19 protein-coding genes are annotated in these 19,291 nt (G+C 66.2%); 9 read left to right on the plus strand and 10 right to left on the minus strand.

Annotation, left to right across the window (positions count from 1 at the left end; translation table 11 throughout):
* Positions 1 to 104 precede the first annotated feature (104 nt).
* Together ASD42_RS13205 and ASD42_RS13210 are read left to right on the plus strand one after the other, a co-directional pair.
* A complete protein-coding gene (locus tag ASD42_RS13205) occupies positions 105 to 701 on the plus strand; it encodes a nucleotidyltransferase family protein (protein ID WP_056814652.1) in 597 nt (198 codons plus the stop codon).
* 15 nt (positions 702 to 716) lie between these two features.
* Complete coding sequence (locus tag ASD42_RS13210; RefSeq protein ID WP_056814656.1) at positions 717 to 1,736, plus strand: XdhC family protein; 1,020 nt, start codon at positions 717 to 719, stop codon at positions 1,734 to 1,736.
* Between the two features lie 39 nt (positions 1,737 to 1,775).
* On the opposite strand, the gene ASD42_RS13215 is transcribed toward ASD42_RS13210, so the two are convergent.
* The 4 genes from ASD42_RS13215 to ASD42_RS13230 are packed head-to-tail and all read right to left on the minus strand — an operon-like array spanning position 1,776 to position 5,256.
* Positions 1,776 to 2,840 carry an ABC transporter substrate-binding protein gene (locus ASD42_RS13215; protein WP_056814659.1) on the minus strand — a complete coding sequence of 355 codons (1,065 nt, stop codon included), beginning with the start codon at positions 2,838 to 2,840 and terminating at the stop codon, positions 1,776 to 1,778.
* Positions 2,841 to 2,900: 60 nt separating this feature from the next.
* Positions 2,901 to 3,701, minus strand: coding sequence for an ABC transporter permease (locus ASD42_RS13220; RefSeq protein WP_056816249.1), 801 nt, complete (start codon positions 3,699 to 3,701; stop codon positions 2,901 to 2,903).
* Positions 3,698 to 4,465 carry an ABC transporter permease gene (locus ASD42_RS13225; RefSeq protein WP_056814662.1) on the minus strand — a complete coding sequence of 256 codons (768 nt, stop codon included), beginning with the start codon at positions 4,463 to 4,465 and terminating at the stop codon, positions 3,698 to 3,700. Before ASD42_RS13225 ends, ASD42_RS13220 begins: the two co-directional genes overlap by 4 nt.
* Complete coding sequence (locus ASD42_RS13230) at positions 4,462 to 5,256, minus strand: ABC transporter ATP-binding protein (RefSeq protein ID WP_235569397.1); 795 nt, start codon at positions 5,254 to 5,256, stop codon at positions 4,462 to 4,464. Before ASD42_RS13230 ends, ASD42_RS13225 begins: the two co-directional genes overlap by 4 nt.
* Before the next feature lie 245 nt (positions 5,257 to 5,501).
* Here ASD42_RS13230 and ASD42_RS13235 point away from each other — a divergent pair, with 245 nt between their 5' ends.
* Positions 5,502 to 6,518, plus strand: a complete 1,017-nt coding sequence (locus ASD42_RS13235) for an alpha/beta hydrolase (RefSeq protein ID WP_056814669.1) — start codon at positions 5,502 to 5,504, stop codon at positions 6,516 to 6,518.
* Between the two features lie 63 nt (positions 6,519 to 6,581).
* Here ASD42_RS13235 and ASD42_RS13240 read toward each other — a convergent pair whose 3' ends face one another.
* From ASD42_RS13240 to ASD42_RS13260, 5 genes are all read right to left on the minus strand, one after another.
* Complete coding sequence (locus tag ASD42_RS13240) at positions 6,582 to 7,256, minus strand: TetR/AcrR family transcriptional regulator (protein ID WP_056814672.1); 675 nt, start codon at positions 7,254 to 7,256, stop codon at positions 6,582 to 6,584.
* Positions 7,257 to 7,354: 98 nt separating this feature from the next.
* The gene (locus ASD42_RS13245) at positions 7,355 to 7,720 is read right to left on the minus strand and encodes a DUF3349 domain-containing protein (protein WP_056816253.1); all 366 of its coding nucleotides are present in this window, start codon (positions 7,718 to 7,720) and stop codon (positions 7,355 to 7,357) included.
* 11 nt (positions 7,721 to 7,731) lie between these two features.
* Complete coding sequence (locus ASD42_RS13250; RefSeq protein ID WP_056814674.1) at positions 7,732 to 8,013, minus strand: hypothetical protein; 282 nt, start codon at positions 8,011 to 8,013, stop codon at positions 7,732 to 7,734.
* A gap of 12 nt (positions 8,014 to 8,025) precedes the next feature.
* Positions 8,026 to 9,213 carry an inorganic phosphate transporter gene (locus tag ASD42_RS13255; protein WP_056814677.1) on the minus strand — a complete coding sequence of 396 codons (1,188 nt, stop codon included), beginning with the start codon at positions 9,211 to 9,213 and terminating at the stop codon, positions 8,026 to 8,028.
* Between the two features lie 72 nt (positions 9,214 to 9,285).
* Entirely contained in the window at positions 9,286 to 10,788 is a 1,503-nt protein-coding gene (locus ASD42_RS13260; protein WP_056814680.1) for an ATP-dependent DNA ligase, read from the minus strand.
* A 92-nt stretch (positions 10,789 to 10,880) separates the two neighbouring features.
* On the opposite strand from ASD42_RS13260, the gene ramB reads away from it, so the two are divergent.
* A complete protein-coding gene (gene ramB, locus ASD42_RS13265) occupies positions 10,881 to 12,287 on the plus strand; it encodes an acetate metabolism transcriptional regulator RamB (RefSeq protein ID WP_056814684.1) in 1,407 nt (468 codons plus the stop codon).
* An 11-nt stretch (positions 12,288 to 12,298) separates the two neighbouring features.
* Here the strand turns inward: ramB and ASD42_RS13270 are convergent, their stop codons facing one another.
* A complete protein-coding gene (locus ASD42_RS13270) occupies positions 12,299 to 14,128 on the minus strand; it encodes an acyl-CoA dehydrogenase (RefSeq protein ID WP_056814690.1) in 1,830 nt (609 codons plus the stop codon).
* A 336-nt stretch (positions 14,129 to 14,464) separates the two neighbouring features.
* Between ASD42_RS13270 and urtA the strand changes: the two genes are divergently transcribed.
* The 5 genes from urtA to urtE all read left to right on the plus strand — a co-directional run bounded on the left by urtA (position 14,465) and on the right by urtE (position 19,282).
* A complete protein-coding gene (urtA, locus tag ASD42_RS13275) occupies positions 14,465 to 15,715 on the plus strand; it encodes an urea ABC transporter substrate-binding protein (RefSeq protein ID WP_056814694.1) in 1,251 nt (416 codons plus the stop codon).
* 70 nt (positions 15,716 to 15,785) lie between these two features.
* A complete protein-coding gene (urtB, locus tag ASD42_RS13280; RefSeq protein WP_056814698.1) occupies positions 15,786 to 16,670 on the plus strand; it encodes an urea ABC transporter permease subunit UrtB in 885 nt (294 codons plus the stop codon).
* On the plus strand, positions 16,667 to 17,797 hold the full coding sequence (gene urtC / locus ASD42_RS13285; RefSeq protein ID WP_056814701.1) for an urea ABC transporter permease subunit UrtC: 1,131 nt from the start codon (positions 16,667 to 16,669) through the stop codon (positions 17,795 to 17,797). The genes urtB and urtC overlap by 4 nt, the downstream gene beginning before the upstream one ends.
* Positions 17,794 to 18,597, plus strand: coding sequence for an urea ABC transporter ATP-binding protein UrtD (gene urtD / locus ASD42_RS13290; RefSeq protein WP_056814703.1), 804 nt, complete (start codon positions 17,794 to 17,796; stop codon positions 18,595 to 18,597). Before urtC ends, urtD begins: the two co-directional genes overlap by 4 nt.
* Positions 18,590 to 19,282, plus strand: a complete 693-nt coding sequence (urtE, locus tag ASD42_RS13295) for an urea ABC transporter ATP-binding subunit UrtE (RefSeq protein ID WP_056814706.1) — start codon at positions 18,590 to 18,592, stop codon at positions 19,280 to 19,282. The genes urtD and urtE overlap by 8 nt, the downstream gene beginning before the upstream one ends.
* The last annotated feature ends 9 nt before the right edge of the window (positions 19,283 to 19,291 follow it).

Consider the following 19,291-nt stretch of genomic DNA (forward strand, 5'->3'; position numbering starts at 1 on the left):
CGCCCCGTCGCCACCGATGTGCAGTCCATCACGTCGGCGTGTCGTCGTCGCCGCGCTCCCCTGCCGTAATCGAGCGGCAACATTGCGTCATTACCTTCGCTCACATGCCCCCACTCGCCCCTTCCGCGAACCCGTCGTGCACGGGCATCGTCCTCGCGGCGGGTGCGGGCACGCGATACGGCAAACCCAAGGCACTCGCCGAGAACGGCGCCTGGTTGCGCTCGGCGATCACCGCCCTGCGCGACGGTGGTTGCGATCCGGTGATCGTCGCGCTCGGCGCGACCGGACCCGATCCGGACGCCCTCGGACTGCCCGTCGACACCGAGTGGCGGTGGGTAGCCGACTGGGCCACCGGACTCTCCGCGACGGTGCGCGCGGGCTTGCGCGCCGCCCTCGAAAAGGACACTCGTTATGTGGCGTTCTTGCCCGTCGATACCCCCGATATCGGGGCCGATGTAGTCGCCAGAGTGCTCGCCGCGGCGCGTTCGAGCCAGAGCGGACTTGCCCGTGCTGTGTTCAACAACACACCTGGTCACCCCGTTGTGATCGAGAACAAGCACTGGGAAGCCATTTCGGAGGTAACGGCAGGCGATGTCGGGGCCGGTTCCTATTTGGGCGGTCGACAGGATATGGTGTGCGTCACGTGCGACGACTTGGCGACAGGGACCGATCGCGATTTCCCGGAAGTCGGCGCACGGTGATCGGAGTTGTGAGATATGCGCGATATCGTCGATGACCTTCTGCGAGTGTGGCATTCGGGCCGTACGGGTGGCCTCGCCACCGTGGTCCGTACTATCGGCACCAATTCCCTGCCCATCGGATCTTCGATGCTCGTCACGCCGAACGGTGGCGTCTTCGGATCCATTGCCTCCGGCCGGCTGGAAGAGACCGTGTATGACGCGGCTCTGGAAGCGGGTCGCACCGGCGTCCGGCAACTGCGCCGCTACAGCATGCTCACCGGGATGGAATCGAGCGCCGACGACGGCACGCTCGTCGATATTTTCGTAGAACCGTTCTCCTGCCGCGATTTTCCCGAATTCCCCTCCATTGCCGCTGATATCCAAGCCCATCGCCGGGTCACCGTGTTCACCGTGGTCTGGAATCAGGATCCCGATGTCATCGGTCAGCATCTGGTCACCGACCGCAAGCACGCGACCGAACTCGTCGCGCTGCCCGAGTCGGATCTGTTCGTCGCCTCGTACTGCCCGCCGCCGCGCCTGATCATCTTCGGCGCCAACGCCTATGCGGCCACCCTCGTCGCGCAGGCGCGGATGATCGGCTACCGGGTGAGCATCTGCGACTCGCGCCCCGAGTTCGCCGACCCGGCCTCGTTCCCCGGCGCCGAAGTGGTCGTCGACTGGCCGCACCGCTACCTCAACACCCTCTCGGCCGCGGGCGAGGTCGACAGCAGCACCGCGATCGTCGTGCTCGCCAACGAGCCGCGCTTCGAGATCCCGCTGCTCACCGTCGCCTTACGACTACCCGAGCTCGGATACCTGGCCGCCCTCGGCACCCCGGCCGACCAGGCCCGCCGCCTCGACGACCTGCGGGCCGGCGGCTTCGACGAGCCGACCCTGTCCCGCGTGCACGTGCCCGCGGGCCTGGAGACCGGCCCGCGCACCCCCGCCGAGACCGCCGTCTTCATCACCGCCGACTTCCTCGCCTCCCGTGCGGGTCTGCGCCTCGCGGCCCAGCGCGACTACGTCTCGACCGCCGCTGTGGGCATGGCGATTTGATGTGCGCCGGCGCCGCGACCCGCGGCGCCGGCCGACCGTCTACTCCAAACCAGGGTTCTCGGCGTAGATCTCACGAATAACCGACAGGTCGAACAGCTGGTCGGCCTTGATATCGATCTTCGCGGTACGAAGGGCGGCGATGTTCTGCTCGATCAGCGCGTCCGACATCGTCAGCAGTCCGTCGGTCCTGGTCGACGCGGAGACGACCAGGTCGTTCTGCGCGGTGGCCTCCGCGGTCTGCTCGGCCAGGTCGAGCTTCAGGTCCTTGCCGTAGACCTCTACCGCGAGGCGCGCGGACTCGGCGGGACTGGCGACGGCGTCCTTCCAGCCCTTGATCTGGGCGGTCAGGAAGGCTTTGAGCTTGTCGCGCTCGTTGTCGATGGTGTGCTGGCTGACGGTCATCGTCTCGGCGACCAGCGGTAGACCGAAGTCGGCGAACAGGAAGTGGTCGTTGGCGAAGCCCTTGGCAGCCAAGGTGATCGGCTCGTTGGTCACATAGCTCACCCAGCCGTCGACCTCACCGTTGGCCAGTGGCGTCGGATCGAACTGCGCGGGCACCACGGTCACCTCGCCCGGACTGATGCCGTTGGCGGCCAGCAGGGCACTGAAGATGAGCTGGTTGGTGTCCTGCACGCCGATCTTGCGGCCCTTCATCTCCGCGGGCGTCTTTATCGGTTTGCCTGCCGAGCTGACAATCGCGAACGGGTTCTTCTGATAGGTCGCACCGACGATCTTGGCGGGCAGTCCTTCGAGCACGGCGGGCGCGGTGGTCTGCGGTGCGGAAAGGCCGAGCCAGATCTTGCCGGTATCGAGGCCCGCTTCCACCGAAGTCGACGCCGCGCCACCCGCGACGAGATCTACCGCACCGAATCCCGCATCTTTGAAATAGCCCTTCGAATCGGCGAAATACTCACCCGCGAATTCGATGTTCTTGATCCACGACAACTGGATAGCGACCTTGCCGAATTTCGAGCCGTCGTCAGTCGAGCCGTTCGAGGATGTGCTCGAACCGCTGCCACACGCGGCGAGCAATCCGGCGCCGCCGAGCGCGGCGCCGGTCAATGCGGAAAAGCGGAGAAAGGAACGACGGTCGACACTGTTCATACGCAGAATCTAGATTCGCCGCGTTTCGTTCTCTTTGCCGTCACGTTCCACCCACTATTCCTACTTTCCAGCGTTCGGACCGAAGCGCGCGAGCACCACGTTCTCGAGCACTCCGACAATCGCGTACAGCAGCACCGACACCACCGTGACGACCACGATGGACGCCCACAGCCGGTTGTACTGGAACATCGGGATGGCCCGCACCAGGCTCGCGCCCAATCCTGTTCCACTACCGAGCCATTCACCCAGCAGGGCGCCGATCAGCGCACCGGGCACCGAGATCCTGGCCGCGGCGAACACCGACGGCAGTGCGGCGGGCACCGCGACCATCCGCAGCCGGGTCCAGCGCGTGCCGCCGTAGGCCGTCACCAATTCCATTGCCTGCCTCGGCGCTTCACGGAGGCCGGTCATGATCATCACCAGGGCGGGGAAGAACACGACGATCGCCGTCAGCACCGTCACCCCCGCCGCGCCACGGCCGAAGATCAGCACGACGATCGGACACAGGGCGACCAGCGGCACCGAACGCAACAGCATCGCGACCGGCATGAACGTCTGCCGCACAGCCGAATACAGCACGAACAGCGCGGCAACGCCGAGCGCGCCCGCCATTCCGACGAGAAAGCCCGATGCCGCGTCGCGCAGGGTGATCGCGAGGTCGTCGAGAATCGCCTGCCGTGCCGTCGCCGCACCCGCCGAGGTCACCAGGTAGGCCCAGACATCCGCCGGTGTCTTGCCCACCCGTGGACCGATCTGCGGGAACAGGCGAAGGAACAGCGTCCAGATGACGAGCAGCAGGATCAGCGAACTCGCCAGCGGCAGCAGGAAGCGGCCGATCCTGCGCAAGACGGTGGTGGTCATCGCGTCGACTCCTCGGCGGTCGCCGTCCACGGCGTGATCAGTCGGGCCGCACCCGCCACCAGCAGGTAGCCGAGCCCGGCCAGTGCGGCGGCGGCGATCGCCATGCCCCAGGTGCGTGGCACGTTGTAGGCGGTCTGCGCCGCGGTGAGCGCGACTCCGATGCCGCTGTCGACGCCGCCCAGGTACTCACCGATGATCGCACCGAGCACAGCCGACGGCGCGGCGATCTTCAAGGCGGCGAACGTATTCGGCAGCGCCGCGATGGATTGGACGCGATACAGCCGCTGCCAGCGGCCACCGCCGTAGGCGCGCACCAGATCCAGGCTCGCCGGATCCGCCGAGCGCAATCCGGTCACCGCGCCGACCATGGTGGTGAAGAAGCAGTACATCGCGGCCAGGAACACCGTGGGTGTGCGTCCACCGAACACCACCAGGATGATCGGGCCGAGCGCCACCAGCGGCGTGCAATAGCTCAGGATGGCCAATTGGGTGGCGAGGGGTTCGATCCGCGGTACCACCATGATCAGCGCCGCGATCCCGATCGCCAGCAGATTCCCCCACAGGAAGCCCTGCACCGCCCCGATCGCGGTGACCTGGAAGTTGGGCCCGTAGAGCCCCCACCCGTCCGACCACATGGTGGAAAGAACTCGCCACGGCGTGGGAATCGTCCCGCCCGCGGTGCCCGCGGCGGCCAGCGCCCACCACAGCGCGATCAGCGCCACCACGCCCAGCGCACCGGCCGCGCGGCCCGTGCCCGCGCTCACGCGACCCCACCCCGCCCGAACAGCAACTCGGACAGGTAGTCACAGAGCTTGTGGAATTCCGGGGTCCGCATCATCTCGGGTGTGCGCGGTCGCGGCAGGTCGATCTCGACCAGTTCCAGCACCCGGCCCGGTCGTGGACTCATCACCGCCACCACATCGGAGAGGAACACCGCCTCGCCGATGCCGTGGGTGACCATCAGCGTGGTCGCGGGCTTCTCGGTCCAGATGCGCAGCAGTTCCAGGTTCAATCGCTGCCTGGTCATGTCGTCGAGCGCGCCGAACGGTTCGTCGAGCAGCAGCACCGACGGCTGCACGACCAGTGCCCGTGCGATCGAAACCCGTTGGCGCATACCGCCGGACAGCTGCGCGGGCTTGGCCTTCTCGAACCCTTCGAGGCCGACCAGCGCGATCAGCTCGGCGATCCGGTCCGGTGCGGCGGGCAGCCCGGCCACCTGCAACGGCAGCCCGATATTGGATTCCACGCTGCGCCACGGCAGCAATGCCGAATCCTGGAACGCGATACCCAGCTGATGACCGCCGCGCAATTGTTCCGGGGACAGGCCGTTGATCCGGGCGGTACCCGCGCTCGGTTCGTCGAGGCCGGCCAGAATCCGCAACACCGTCGATTTGCCGCAGCCCGACGGCCCGAGCAATGCCAGGAATGCACCGTGCGAAGTCCGCAAATCGACCGAGTCCAGCGCGTCGACCGTGTTGCGGCCTACCTTGAACGTCTTGCTCAACCCACTGATCTCGATCCCGGCGGTCGCGCTGCCGGGGATTTCCTTACCCATGCTCGTCACCATAAGAGCGGCTGGTTGCGGCGGCATTTCCGAATCGGAGCCCAGATTGCGCCCCCGTAAACCGTGCTCGAGGTCACCATAAAAGTGAACCGGTAACGATTCGCTCATGTGAGAGGACATAGAGTGTCGGAGGATCTGACAGCCCTGCGAGCGTCGAGCGCATATGCTCTCGGCGACCGGGGGAAGCACTGCGATGACGTGCCCGACAGGGCCCGTGGACTGGAACCGACTGTTCGATGAAGCTCTCTGCACTACGTACCGTGGCCGCGCTGCGCACCACCGCCGTGGCTCTGACCGCCGCATTGTCGGTGGCCGTTGTCGCCGGTGGCGCCGCGACCGCCGAGCCCGAGAAGCCCTCAGCCGTGTCGTCCATCGTCAAAGACGGACGCGTGTGGCATCTGAAGGTGTACTCGGCGGCGATGAAGAAGGACATCACGATCGACGTGCAGCGTCCCGTCGACGAGTCGAAGCCCGCCCCCAACTTCTACATGCTCAACGGCCTCGACGGCGGCGAGGGCACCGCCAGCTGGGCCGCGCAGACCCAGGCGCTCGGCTTCCTGTCCGACAAGCAGGTCAATGTCATCCAGCCGATCGGTGGTCGCGGCAGCTACTACACCGACTGGAAGCAAGACGACCCCAAGCTCGGCCTGAACAAGTGGAGCACCTTCTTCACCCAGGAGCTCCCGCCGCTGCTCGACGGCGCCCTCAACTCGACCGGCCTGAACTCGCTGGCCGGGCTGTCCACCTCCGGCACCTCGGTCCTGCAGCTGGCCGAGGCCAACCCGGGTCTGTTCAAGTCCGTCGCCGCCTACAGTGGCTGCGCGCAGATCGCCGACCCGATGGGCAAGCAGGCCGTCAAGTTCTCCGTGGAGACCTGGGCAGGCGGCAACACCGCGAACATGTACGGTCCGGACAACGATCCGGCGTGGGTCGACAACGACCCGGTCGTCAACGCCGAGAAGCTGCGCGGCACCAACCTCTACATCTCCAGCGGTAGCGGCATGCCGACCAACGCCGACGTGGCCTACTACCTCAACGGTTCGCCCGGCCCGATGGGCGTGATCAACCTCGGTCTCGGAATCGGCATCGAAGCGGCGACCAACGCTTGCAGCCAGAACCTGAAGACCAAGCTGGACTCGCTGGGTATCCCGGCGACCTACCAGTTCACCCCGATGGGCACCCACTACTGGCCGTACTGGGAGCAGGCGCTGCACGAGTCGTGGCCGCTGCTCGCTCAGGGCATGGGTATCTGATTTCTCACTGAGAAGCGGGAGGCATCCGGATTCGGATGCCTCCCGCTTTTGCGTTGTCGCCGGCTACGCGGTGGGCGCGACCGCGGTGCGCACCGTGAGCCCGGAGCGGATGAAATAGGCGATCTCCTCGCAGATCTCGTCGACCGAGATCGCGTCGCCGGGGACGGTGGCGTGCACCATCTCCTGGGCGAGCGAATTCACCGCGCCGATTACCGCGAGGCCGAACAGGTGCAGGCTGCGCGATTCCGCCTCGCCGCGCTCGGCGGCCCGTTGCGCTTCGCGCGTGAGCAGGGCCGAAATCGACCGTCGCTGTGCGCGCCGCCATTCCTCCACCACCGGACTCACCCCGACGACCTCGACATAGAACACCCGCGCCGCCCGGCGATCACGGCAGGTCACCGCGAGGAACGCACGGAAACTTTCCACCACGCGCACCACCAGCGGCTGTTCACTGGTGCTTTCCAAGGCTTCGTCGAGGCGGCGCAGCGCGGCCGCGTTCAACCGGTCGACGAGTGCGATCAACAATGCCTCGCGGCTACCGATGTCTTCGTAGAAACTGCGGGTCGACACATTCGCGGTCGCACACAGTCGCTCGATCGAGGTCGACGAATATCCCTGGGTACCGAATAGTTCCAGCGCCGCGTCGGTCAACCTGTTGCGGCGTAGCGCTACTCGCTGCTGGCGCGACAATCCACCGTAACTACGACCACTATCGGTTACATCCGCACGCCGAACCACGGATGCATGCTAGCGCGCGATCGCCCGGTAGCCAGTCGATTCGCCATTGTCGCCACCAGCGAATTCCGCTGGCGCGACGGAATTGTCGAACGGGGTGATCAATTCTGTTCGATAGTGGGTTCGCCGTCGTCGAGCGGCTCGTCCAACGGCCAGCCACCGGCGGCCAGATGCGATGCCACCCGCGAGACATCGTCGGGCGCGGGCTGCTGCTTCGCGAAATCGGCGATGGCAGCGGCGATATCGGCCTCGCTGATCTTTTCGCCCTCGCGGCTGGCCTCGACCAGCCGCTCTCCGATCACCACCACCTCGTAGTCGGTGAGGTGGCGGTGCAGCACCGCGAACAACGCGACGTAGTCCGACTGCGGAATGCCCTGCGGGTACCCGGCACGCAACCAACCGAGCACCCGAGAGAGCAGGTTGCCGCGGACCGAGGGGCTCGGCGAGGCGGGGTTCGGATCGGTCATGGCTTCCTCACTCATGATTGGCCGAACAGGTGGATGCCGAACTGGTGGGCGATGAATGCCTTGGCGGTGAACAGGATTCCGGTGATCACCACGACGACGATGAGGACCAGGCAGGTCAGCGCACCGGCCAGCGCCGGATAGTTGCGCCGAACTCGCCCCTCGGCGTCGACGGTCTCGGCATTGGCCCACCACCGCACGGCGTAAGCGAAAACGGCGGGTACGCCCGCGCCGAAGATCAGCGCGGCGAGCACCACTTCCCACAGTGAACTCAGATTGGTGATCACGGTGTGCACGATCGCTCCCCTCTACCCGGCAAGGTTCTGGTCGATCGGCGACGGTGCCGAGGCGGGTGGCTGATGGCCGTCGGGCCATTCGTTCACATTGTGGGTGCCGACCGGGTCCCGGCGCGACCGGAGATAGATTCCCAGCGCCCCGGCGATCAGGAGGCCGAACACCACGAGGACGCCGGGGAGCCCACCGATGAGGTGGGCGATCACCCAGCAGATCGCGCCGACGATGCCCGCCATCGGCAGGGTGAGCAGCCAGGCGACGGCCATCCGGCCCATCACACGCCAGCGCACCTCCGCGCCCTTGCCGATGCCGGTACCGAGGATCGCGCCGGTCGCGGTCTGCGTGGTCGACAGCGGCAGGCCGAAGTGCGCCGAGGTGAGGATGATCGCCGCCGAGGTCGACTCGGCGGCCAGACCCTGCGGCGACTCGATCTCGACCAGGCCCTTCCCGAGGGTCCTGATGATCCGCCAGCCGCCGAGATAGGTACCGAGGGCGATCGCGACCGCGCAGGAAGCCATCACCCACAGCGGCATGTGGTCGTCCTTGCCCAGCGAGCCGTAGGCGACCAGCGCGAGGAAGATGATGCCCATCGTCTTCTGCGCGTCGTTGGTGCCGTGCGCCAGCGAGACCAGTGAGGCCGACCCGATCTGTCCCCAGCGGAATCCCTCGTCGGTCTTCTCCCGGTCGACGCCGTGGGTGATCCGGTACACCAGGAAGATGCCGATGGCCGCCACCATGGCCGCGATCACCGGCGCGAGCAGCGCGGGCAGCACGATCTTGATCAGCACGCCGTCCGACCCCGATGCCCAGATCACGCCGTTCCAGCCCAGCGCGGCGATCGTCGAGCCGATCAGCCCGCCGAACAGCGCGTGCGAGGAACTCGACGGCAGGCCGAGCAGCCAGGTCAACAAATTCCACAGGATGCCGCCGACCAGGCCGGCGAAGACGATGACCAGCAGGTCGTGTCCACTCACATCGTCCAATTTCACAATGCCCTTGGCCACAGTCGCCGCCACCGATACCGACAGGAACGCACCGATCAGATTCAGCACACCGGAGAGGGCTACCGCCGTCTTCGGCTTCAGAGCGCCGGTGGCGATCGACGTCGCCATGGCATTGGCCGTGTCGTGGAATCCGTTGGTGAAGTCGAATGCGAGAGCTGTGGCGATGACGATCAACAGGATCATTAATTCGGCGCTCACCCGAACAGTGTGTCGTATGCTGCCGCCGGATTGCCAAACTGTTGCGGGTCGGTCTCCTGAACAGCGCTGACCTCAGCCGAGTGCGCGCACCGCGTCGATCGCGTCGGCCTGGTCGGGTTCCTTGTCCGGCCGATAACGGACCACTCTGGCGAAGCGCAGCGCCACCCCGCCGGGATATCGAGTGCTGGTCTGGACGCCGTCGAGCGCGATCTCGACGACGAGTTCGGGGCGCAGGTACACGGTCTGACCGTCGCGGTGGGTTTCGTGACGCGGGAATTCCTCGGTCTGCCAGCGCAGCAGTTCGTCGGTGAGGCCCTTGAAGGTCTTGCCGACCATCACCGGCTCGCCGGTCTCCGGATCGCGAGCGGCCAGATGCAGATTGGACAGGAACCCGGTGCGGCGGCCGTAGCCCCATTCGGCGCCGATCACCAGTAGGTCGAGGGTGTGCGCGGGTTTGATCTTCTGCCAGGCCTTGCCGCGTCGGCCCGCGGCGTACGGGGCATCGAGCGCCTTGACCATCACGCCCTCGTTGCCCACGGCGAGTGCGTCGTCATAGCAGTCGGCGGCGGCCTCCGGCGTCGGCGCGATGAGCGCGGGGATGCTGTGGTCGCCCGCGACCTGCTCGAGCGCGATGCGGCGCACACGCAGTGGCTCGTCGATGAGGTCCACGCCGTCGAGGTGCAGGCAGTCGAAGAAATAGGGGTGCAACTGGCGTGGATCGCCGATGGTGGCGAACCTGCTCATCGTCTCCTGGAACGGGCGTGGGCGACCCGAGTCGGTGAGGGCGAGGGTTTCGCCGTCGAGGACCACGGTGGCGCAGTCGAGGGTTCTGACCAGGTCGACGAGTTCGGGGACGCCGGTGGTGATGTCGCGCAGGGTTCTGGTGAACACCCAGACCTCGTCGCCGTCGCGGTGCACTTGGATGCGGGCGCCGTCGAGCTTGTGTTCGACACTGATGTCGGAGCCCAGTTCGGCGAGGGCCTCGTCCAGTGAGCCGCCGGGCGAGGCGAGCATCGGCGCCACGGGGCGGCCTACCTCGAGCCGGAATGCCGACAGTGCTGGTTCGCCCCCGGCGAGCGCGGCGATCGCGGTGGTGGGGAGTTGGCCGGAGAGCATGTGGGCGCGGCGCACCACGTCGACCGGGATACCGGTGGACTGGGCGAGCGCCTCGACGACGATCGCGGTGAGCGCGCCCTGGCGCAGTTCACCGGTGAGCAGACGAATCAGGAAGGACTGCTCTTCCTCGGTCGCCGCGGTGAACAGCGCGGTGAGCAATGCGCGACGCCGGTTGGTAGAGCCCTTGCCGTTCAGCTCGGTGAGCTGGGAGAAGATGTCGTCCACCGCGCCGACGGTGAGGCTCGCCTCGCTGCTCGGCGGCGTATCGAGCCCGGTCATCGTGCGCCAACCGGCCCCGATCCGGCCCTGCACCAGCTCACCGGACAACCACGCGACCACGGTGCCGATCTCGGCAGGCCCTGCGACACCGAAGAGCTCGGCCAGCGCGGCGGTTTTCGCCTTGCGCGACCGAGTCGCTCGCACGGCAGCGGAGGCCGTGACGACATCGCTGAACAGCACCTCACGACAGTATCGCGAGGGTGTGACACAGAGCTCGATGCCGTTGTTAAGAATCCTTTGGCAAGCCTGCGAAAGGCCCTTAAACTGGACATATGGCCAAGACCTATGTCGGAGCGCGGCTGCGCCAGCTGCGTACCGAACGTGGGCTGAGCCAGGTGGCGCTCGCGCAGAAACTGGAGATCTCGGCCAGCTATCTGAACCAGATCGAACACGACGTGCGACCGCTCACCGTGCCGGTGCTGACGCGCATCAACGAGGTCTTCGGCGTCGACCCCACCTTCTTCTCCGCCCAGGACGACACCCGCCTGATCGCCGAGTTGTCCGAAGTCGTGATGGACGCCGAGCTCGGCATCGAGGCCGACACCCAGCAGATCGCCGACATGGTCTCCGCGCACCCGTCGATGGCGCGCGCCCTGGTGGCCATGCACAACCGCTACCGCAACACCAGCGCGCAGCTGGCCGCCGCCACCGAGGACCGGTTCGCCGACGGCTCCGGCAGCGCCGCGATCAGCAAGCCGCACGAGGAAGTGCGCGACTACTTCTATCAGCGCCAGAACTACATCCACGAATTGGACACCGCCGCAGAGGATCTCACCGCGCGTATCCGATTCCACGGTGGCGAGGTGAGCACCGAGATCGTGCGCCTGCTGCGCGCGCACGGCGTGCGGATCAGCGAGCGCATCGACCTCGGCGAGGGCGTCCTGCACCATTTCGACCCCGAGACCAAACAGCTCGAGATCTCCCCACATTTGTCCGGTGGCCAACGCACCTTCAAGCTCGCCGCCGAACTGGCCTATCTCGAATGCGGGCCACTGCTCGAAAAGCTGGTCGACGAAGGCAATTTCGCCTCCGACGCCTCACACAAACTCGCGATGCTCGGACTGGCGAACTACTTCGCGGCCGCGATGGTCCTGCCTTACACGCACTTTCACGAAGTGGCCGAGAATTTCCGCTACGACATCGAGCGCCTGTCAGCGTTCTTCTCGCAGAGTTTCGAAACCATCTGCCACCGCCTCTCGACCCTGCAACGACCGACCCTGCGCGGGGTCCCCTTCTCCTTCGTGCGCGTCGACCGCGCGGGCAATATGTCGAAACGCCAGTCCGCCACCGGTTTCCACTTCTCCGCCAGCGGCGGCACCTGCCCGCTGTGGAACGTCTACGAGACCTTCGCCTATCCGGGCAAGATCATGACCCAGATCGCCCAGATGCCCGACGGCCGCAAATACCTCTGGATCGCGCGCACCGTGGAACGCCGCGCCACCCGTTACGGCCAACCCGGCAAGACCTTCGCCATCGGCCTCGGCTGCGAACTGCGCCACGCGGGTCGCGTCGTCTACGCCGACGGCATCGACCTGGGCGAAGCCAACGCCACCCCCATCGGCGCGGGCTGCCGAGTCTGTGTGCGCTCCAACTGCCCCCAGCGCGCCTTCCCCCCGCTGGGCAAGGCCCTCGATATCAGCGAACACCGCAGCTCGGTCTCGCCGTACCTCATCAAATAGCGCCGCTCACCTCAGAAGGCCTCTTCCGGGACGGCCATGATGTCGTTGTCGATGGTGGCGAGGATGTTCCTGGTGGCGGTGAGCTCGGGAAGCACATTCTTGGCGAAGAAGCTCGCCGCGGCGACTTTGCCCTGATAGAAGGGGCGGTCCCGCGGTGTGGCGTCGGAGGCCAGGGCGGCGGCCGCGATGTCGGCCTGGACCAGCAGGCGCCAGGCGATGAGGAGGTCGCCGACCGACATCAGGAAGCGGACCGAGCCGAGGCCGACCTTGTAGAGCTCGGTGGGCTCGGTCCGGCCCGCCATGGCGTAGCCGGTGAGAGTGGCGGCCATGGCGCCGATGTCGGCCTGGGCGGTGCGCAGCAGGGCGCGCTCGACGGCGAAGCGGCCGGTGTCGTTGTCCAGGTAGGCGCTGATCTGGGCATTCACATGGGCCAAAGCGATGCCGCGATCGCGAATGATCTTGCGGAAGAAGAAGTCCTGAGCCTGGATCGCCGTGGTGCCCTCGTAGAGCGAGTCGATCTTGGCGTCGCGGATGTACTGCTCGATCGGATAGTCCTGCAAATAGCCGGAGCCGCCGAACGTTTGCAGCGACTCCGTGAGCAACTGATACGCGCGCTCGGATCCGACGCCCTTGACGATCGGCAGCAGCAGATCGTCCACGCGGTGCGCGGTCTCGGGATCGGCACCCGACACCAGCTGCGCCACCTCCGCGTTCTGATGCGCGGCGGTATACAGATAGACCGCTCGCAGTCCCTCCGCGTAGGCCTTCTGCATGGCCAGCGACCGGCGGACATCGGGGTGATGGGTAATGGTGACGCGCGGCGCCGCCTTATCGGCGATCTGCGTCAGATCCGCACCCTGCACCCTCGACTTGGCGTACTCGAGCGCGTTCAGATACCCGGTCGACAACGTCCCGGACGACTTCACACCCACCGTCATCCGAGCGTTCTCGATCACCTTGAACATCTGGGCGATGCCGTTGTGCACATCGCCGACCAGCCAGCCCTTGGCGGGCACCGCGGTGCCGCCGAAGGTGAGTTCGCAGGTCGGTGAGGACTTGATCCCCATCTTGTGCTCCACCCCGGTCAGATACACACCGTTGCGGGCGCCCGGTTCGAGCGTCACGGGATCGAAGAGGAACTTCGGCACGTAGAACAGCGAGAGCCCCTTGGTGCCGGGGCCCGCGCCCTCTGGTCGGGCGAGCACCAGATGGAACATGTTCTCCGCCGTATCACCCACGTCACCGCCGGAGATGAACCGCTTCACCCCCTCGATGTGCCATGACCCGTCGGGCTGCGGCACAGCCTTGGTCCGACCGGCGCCGACATCGGACCCGGCATCCGGCTCGGTGAGCACCATGGTCGCCTGCCACCCGCGCTCGAACCCGCCCCGAGCCCAGCGCTGCTGTTCGTCGTTGCCGAGTTCGTAGAGCACCGAGCCCATCAGCGGGCCCATGTTGAAGAAGCTGGCCGCCGGGTTGGCACAGATGATGAGCTCGTTGACCGCCCACATCACCACGTTCGGGGCGGCGGTGCCGTCCATACCGGCAGGCATGCCGAGGCGGTGCCATCCCGCCTCGTGCACCACGTCCACCGTCTTGCGCAGGGGCTCGGGCACGGTGATGTCGTGGGTATCGGGGCGGAAGACCACCGGGTGCCGGTCGGCATCGGCGAACGAGTCCGCGATCGGCCCCTCGGCCAGGTTCTTCACCTCGACGAGGAGCTGACGCACCGTATCGGAGTCCAGGTCGCCGTAGGCCCCGGTGTCAAGAAGCTTGTCGAGGTTCAGCACCTCGAACAGGTTGAACTCGATGTCACGCACGTTCGCCTTGTAGTGCCCCACGGGGCCCTCCTCGACTGACCGCACACGGCGGATTGCCGTGTGACTCGGCTGCTCGACGTCGTACAAATCGAGCGTGCCGCACCTGCGCGCCCTTACGCAACCGTAGGTACGCCGACCCTTCGGCAGTCCCTCCGGCGAACAATTCACACGGACGAAACAGACGAAACGGGCACGTGACCGGGAGTCATTCGGGGGCAACAAGTTCCATCTACTGTCTCGAATCACGAATACAGCAGCTGTATACAACTCGGTGTACATCCAGTCGCCGGGAGCAGCGGTGGTGTTCGTTGTGGCGCGTGTGGCGCCGCCGTTACACCTGATGAGGAGAACCGCCCCATGTCTGAATCCCGTTTGGTCAAGGCACTTGTCGTGCCTGCCGCGGTGGCCGTCGCCGGCCTGCTGCTCACCGGCTGTGGTGCTCGCGACGACGCGTCGACCGGCTCGACCGCCGCCTCCTGCGTCGACACCAGCAAGGACACCATCAAGGTGGGCTCGCTGCACTCGCTGTCGGGCACCATGGCTATTTCCGAAGTGACCGTGGCCAATTCGACCAAGCTGGCGATCGACCAGATCAACGCGGCGGGCGGTGTGCTCGGTAAGAAGATCGAGATCGTCCTCGAAGACGGCGCCTCCGACCCCAAGACCTTCGCCGAGAAGGCCGAGAAGCTGATCAGCTCCGACTGTGTCGCTTCGGTATTCGGCGGTTGGACCTCATCGAGCCGCAAGGCCATGAAGCCCAAGTTCGAGAGCCTGAACTCGCTGCTCTACTACCCCGTGCAGTACGAGGGTCTGGAAGATTCCAAGAACATCTTCTACACCGGCGCCACCACCAATCAGCAGATCATCCCCGCGCTGGACTACCTGAAGCAGAAGGGCATCAAGTCCCTCTACCTGGTCGGCTCCGACTACGTCTTCCCGCAGACCGCCAACCGCGAGATCAAGGCCTACGCGGCGGCCAACGGCATCGAGATCAAGGGCGAGGACTACACCCCGCTCGGCTCCACCGACTTCTCCACCATCGTCAACAAGGTGCGCGCCGCCAAGGCGGGCGCGGTGTTCAACACCCTCAACGGCGACTCCAACGTCGCCTTCTTCCGCGAGTACACCAACGCGGGCCTGAAAGCCGCTGAGATGCCGGTGGTCTCGGTGTCGATCGCCGAGGAAGAGGTCGCCGGTATCGGCGCGCAGAACATCGCGGGCCAGCTGACGGCCTGGAACTACTACCAGACCGTCGACTCCCCGGCGAACAAGAAGTTCGTCGCCGACTACAAGGCCGCCTTCGGCGCCGACAAGCCCACCTCGGACCCGATGGAAGCCGCCTACGCCTCGGTCTACCTGTGGAAGAACACCGTCGAGAAGGCGAAGTCGTTCGCGGTGGCCGACATTCAGGCCGCGGCCGACGGCGTGAGCTTCGACGCCCCGGAGGGCACCGTCACCATCGACGGCTCCAACCACCACATCACCAAGACCGCCCGCATCGGTGAGATCCGCCCCGACGGCCTGATCTACACCGTCTGGGATTCCGGCAAGGCCATCACCCCCGACCCGTACCTGAAGTCCTACGAGTGGGCCAAGGGCCTCAAGTAAGTAGCCCGACAGATGTGGGACGCGCGATGCGCGCGTCCCACATCGCCCCATCTCCAAGGAGTCCACTGCAATGGACGTGCTGATCAGTCAGCTCTTCACAGGGTTGAGTCTGGGATCCATTCTTCTGCTCGCCGCGCTCGGTCTGTCACTGACCTTCGGTCAGATGGGCGTCATCAATATGGCGCACGGCGAATTCATCATGGCCGGTTGCTACACCACTTACGTTGTGCAGCAGGTCTTCTCGTCGGCCGGAGTTTCGCTGGTCGTGTCCCTGCTGGTGGGCTTCCTCATCGGCGGCCTGCTCGGCGCCGCCCTGGAGATGGGGCTCATCCGCTACATGTACGACCGCCCGCTCGACACGCTGCTCGTCACCTTCGGTGTCGGACTCGTGCTGCAGCAGGCCGCGCGCGACATCTTCGGCGCGCCCGCCAAGAACGTGCTGGTGCCCGAATGGCTCAGTGGCGGCATCACTATCGCGGGCGCGGTCGTGCCGAAGACCCGCATCTTCATCCTCGTGCTGGCGATCGTCGCGGTGACCACCCTGGCCGCGGTGCTCAAGACCACGCCCATGGGCCGACGGATCCGCGCCGTCGTGCAGAACCGCGGACTCGCCGAAACCAGTGGCATCTCGAGCAGATTCACCGATATCAGCACGTTCTTCATCGGCTCCGGGCTGGCCGGTGTCGCCGGTGTGGCGCTCACGCTGATCGGTTCCACCAGCCCCACCATCGGCCAGAGCTATCTGATCGACGCGTTCCTGGTGGTCGTGATCGGCGGACTCGGCCAGATCAAGGGCACGGTGATCGCGGCGTTCGCGCTCGGCCTGCTCAACTCGTTCATCGAATACTCCACCACCGCGTCCATCGCGAAGGTGATCGTGTTCGTGCTGATCGTCATCTTCCTGCAGGTCCGCCCGCAGGGCCTGTTCACCGTGCGGACGAGGAGCCTGGCATGACCGCACTCACCCAACGTCTTCGCGAATACCCGCGACTGACTCCGATCGCCGGTTTCGGCATCGCCGCGATCCTGCTGTTCGCCGTCGCACCGGCGGTCCTGAGCGACTTCCGTCTGAACCTGCTCGCCAAGTTCCTCTGCTTCGCCATCGTGGCGGCGGGTATCGGATTGGCCTGGGGCCGCGGCGGAATGCTCACCCTGGGTCAGGGCGTGTTCTTCGGCATCGGCGCCTACGTCATGGCCATGCACATGCAACTCGCCGACGCCGCCCGCCTCGGCAACGACGTTCCCGAGTTCATGGAGATCTCCGGCATCAGCGAACTGCCGGGATTCTGGCAGCCGTTCAGTTCCGCGCCGGTGGCGATTCTCGGCATCCTGGTGCTGCCGGCGCTGGTCGCCGCGGTACTCGGGTACGGCGTGTTCAAGCGCCGGGTGCGCGGCGCCTACTTCGCCATCCTGAGCCAGGCGCTGGCCGCGGCGCTGGCGATCCTGCTCACCGGCCAGCAGGCCATCGGCGGCTTCACCGGCCTGTCGGACTTCCGCTCCTTCTTCGGATTCCGGCTGTCGGACCCGGCCAACCGGCAGATGCTGTTCTTCATCGCGTCGGGCACGCTGCTGGTAGTGGTCGCGCTGATCCGCCAGCTCAATCGCAGCCGCTACGGCGAACTGCTGGTGGCGGTGCGCGACGCCGAGGAGCGGGTGCGCTTCCTCGGCTACGACCCGGCCAATATCAAGATCGTCGCCTATGTGGTGGCGGCGTTCCTGGCCGGTATCGCCGGTGCGCTGTTCACCCCGATCGTCGGCATCATCTCCCCCGCCGACATCGGCGTCATCCCGTCGATCGCCTTCCTCATCGGTGTCGCCATCGGCGGCCGCACCACGCTGCTCGGGCCGATTCTCGGCGCGATCGGCGTCGCCTGGGCGCAGACCTCGCTGTCGGAGCAGTTCCCGTCGGGCTGGACCTACATGCAGGGCATCCTGTTCATCGTGGTCGTCGGCTTCATCCCCGCCGGGCTGGCCGGGCTGTGGCCGATGTTCAAGGGCTGGCTCGACAGTCGCAAGAAGTTGCCGCCCGCACCGGAAGAACCCGCCCCGGTCGTGATCGAGGAAGAGGTGCACGCGCGATGACACTCGAACCCAAAGCCGGCGGCAACGCGGGCATGGACAGCGACTACCTCGAAATCCGCGGCCTCTCGGTGAGTTTCGACGGATTCAAGGCGGTCACCGAGGTCGATCTCACGGTGCTGCAGGGCGACCTGCGGTTCCTGATCGGCCCGAACGGCGCGGGCAAGACCACGCTGATCGACGCCATCACCGGCCTCGTTCCGGCCACCGGTTCGGCGCAGAAGTCGGGCACCGAACTGCTCGGCAAGAAGGTGCACCAGATCGCGCGCCTCGGCATCGGGCGCACGTTCCAGACGGCCAGCGTCTTCGAACAGCTGACCGTGTTGCAGAACCTGGATATCGCGGCGGGCGCGGGGCGTTCGGCCTGGTCGCTGCTGCGCACCCGCAAGTCGGTCCTGCCCAGCATCGAAGAGGCTTTGGAGACAACGGGTCTCACCGCACTGCGCGACAAGCCCGCCGGGGTACTCGCGCACGGGCAGAAACAGTGGCTCGAGATCGGCATGCTGCTGGTGCAGAACGCGTCGGTGCTGCTGCTCGACGAGCCCGTCGCGGGCATGAGCGCCGAGGAGCGCGAGGAGACCGGAAACCTGTTGCGCCGCATCGGCAGTGATCGCGTGGTGATCGTCGTCGAGCACGACATGGACTTCATGCGGTCCTTCGCCACCTCGGTCACCGTGCTCGCGGGCGGCAAGGTACTCAGCGAGGGCAGCGTCGAACAGGTGCAGGCCGATCCGAAGGTGCAAGAGGTCTATCTCGGCACCGCGACTCTGGTTACGACAGACAAGGAGTCGGCCGATGCTTGAGCTACATGACATCCGTTCCGGATACGGGCGCACCGAGGTCATCCACGGCGTCAGCATGACCGTGCCCGACGACAGCGTCGTGGCGATCATGGGCCACAACGGCGCGGGCAAGACCACGCTGCTGCGCGCCGCGGTGGGACTGCTGCCCACCAAGTCGGGGACCATCACCTTCGACGGCGAGAAGATCACCAAACTCTCGCCCTCGCAACGGGTCAAGCGCGGCATCGGCTACGTGCCGCAGGGCCAGCAGAGCTTCGGGCAGCTGACCACCGCCGAGAACCTCCAGGTGGTCGCGGACGGACGCAAGCGCGGCAAGGCGCTGATCGACGAATCCCTCGATCTGTTCCCCGCGCTGAAGGACCTGCTCACCCGCAAGGCGGGCCTGCTCTCGGGCGGTCAACGCCAGCAACTGGCCATCGCGCGGGCCCTGATCACCGAGCCGAAGCTGCTCATCCTCGACGAACCGACCGAGGGCATCCAGCCGTCGGTGGTCGCCGAAATCGAGCGCACCATCATCGAATTGACGCAGCGCGGCGGTTTGAGCGTGCTGCTGGTGGAGCAGCACATCGGCTTCGCACTGCAGGCCGCGCAGCAGTACTACGTGCTGCATTCGGGACATCTCGGCTCGACCGGGGCAGGCGGGGCAGGCGCGGAATCCGCGGTCCGCGCGGCGATGGCGATCTGATCGCAGCGG

The organism is Nocardia sp. Root136 (genome assembly GCF_001427185.1).
Taxonomy (GTDB): domain Bacteria; phylum Actinomycetota; class Actinomycetes; order Mycobacteriales; family Mycobacteriaceae; genus Nocardia; species Nocardia salmonicida.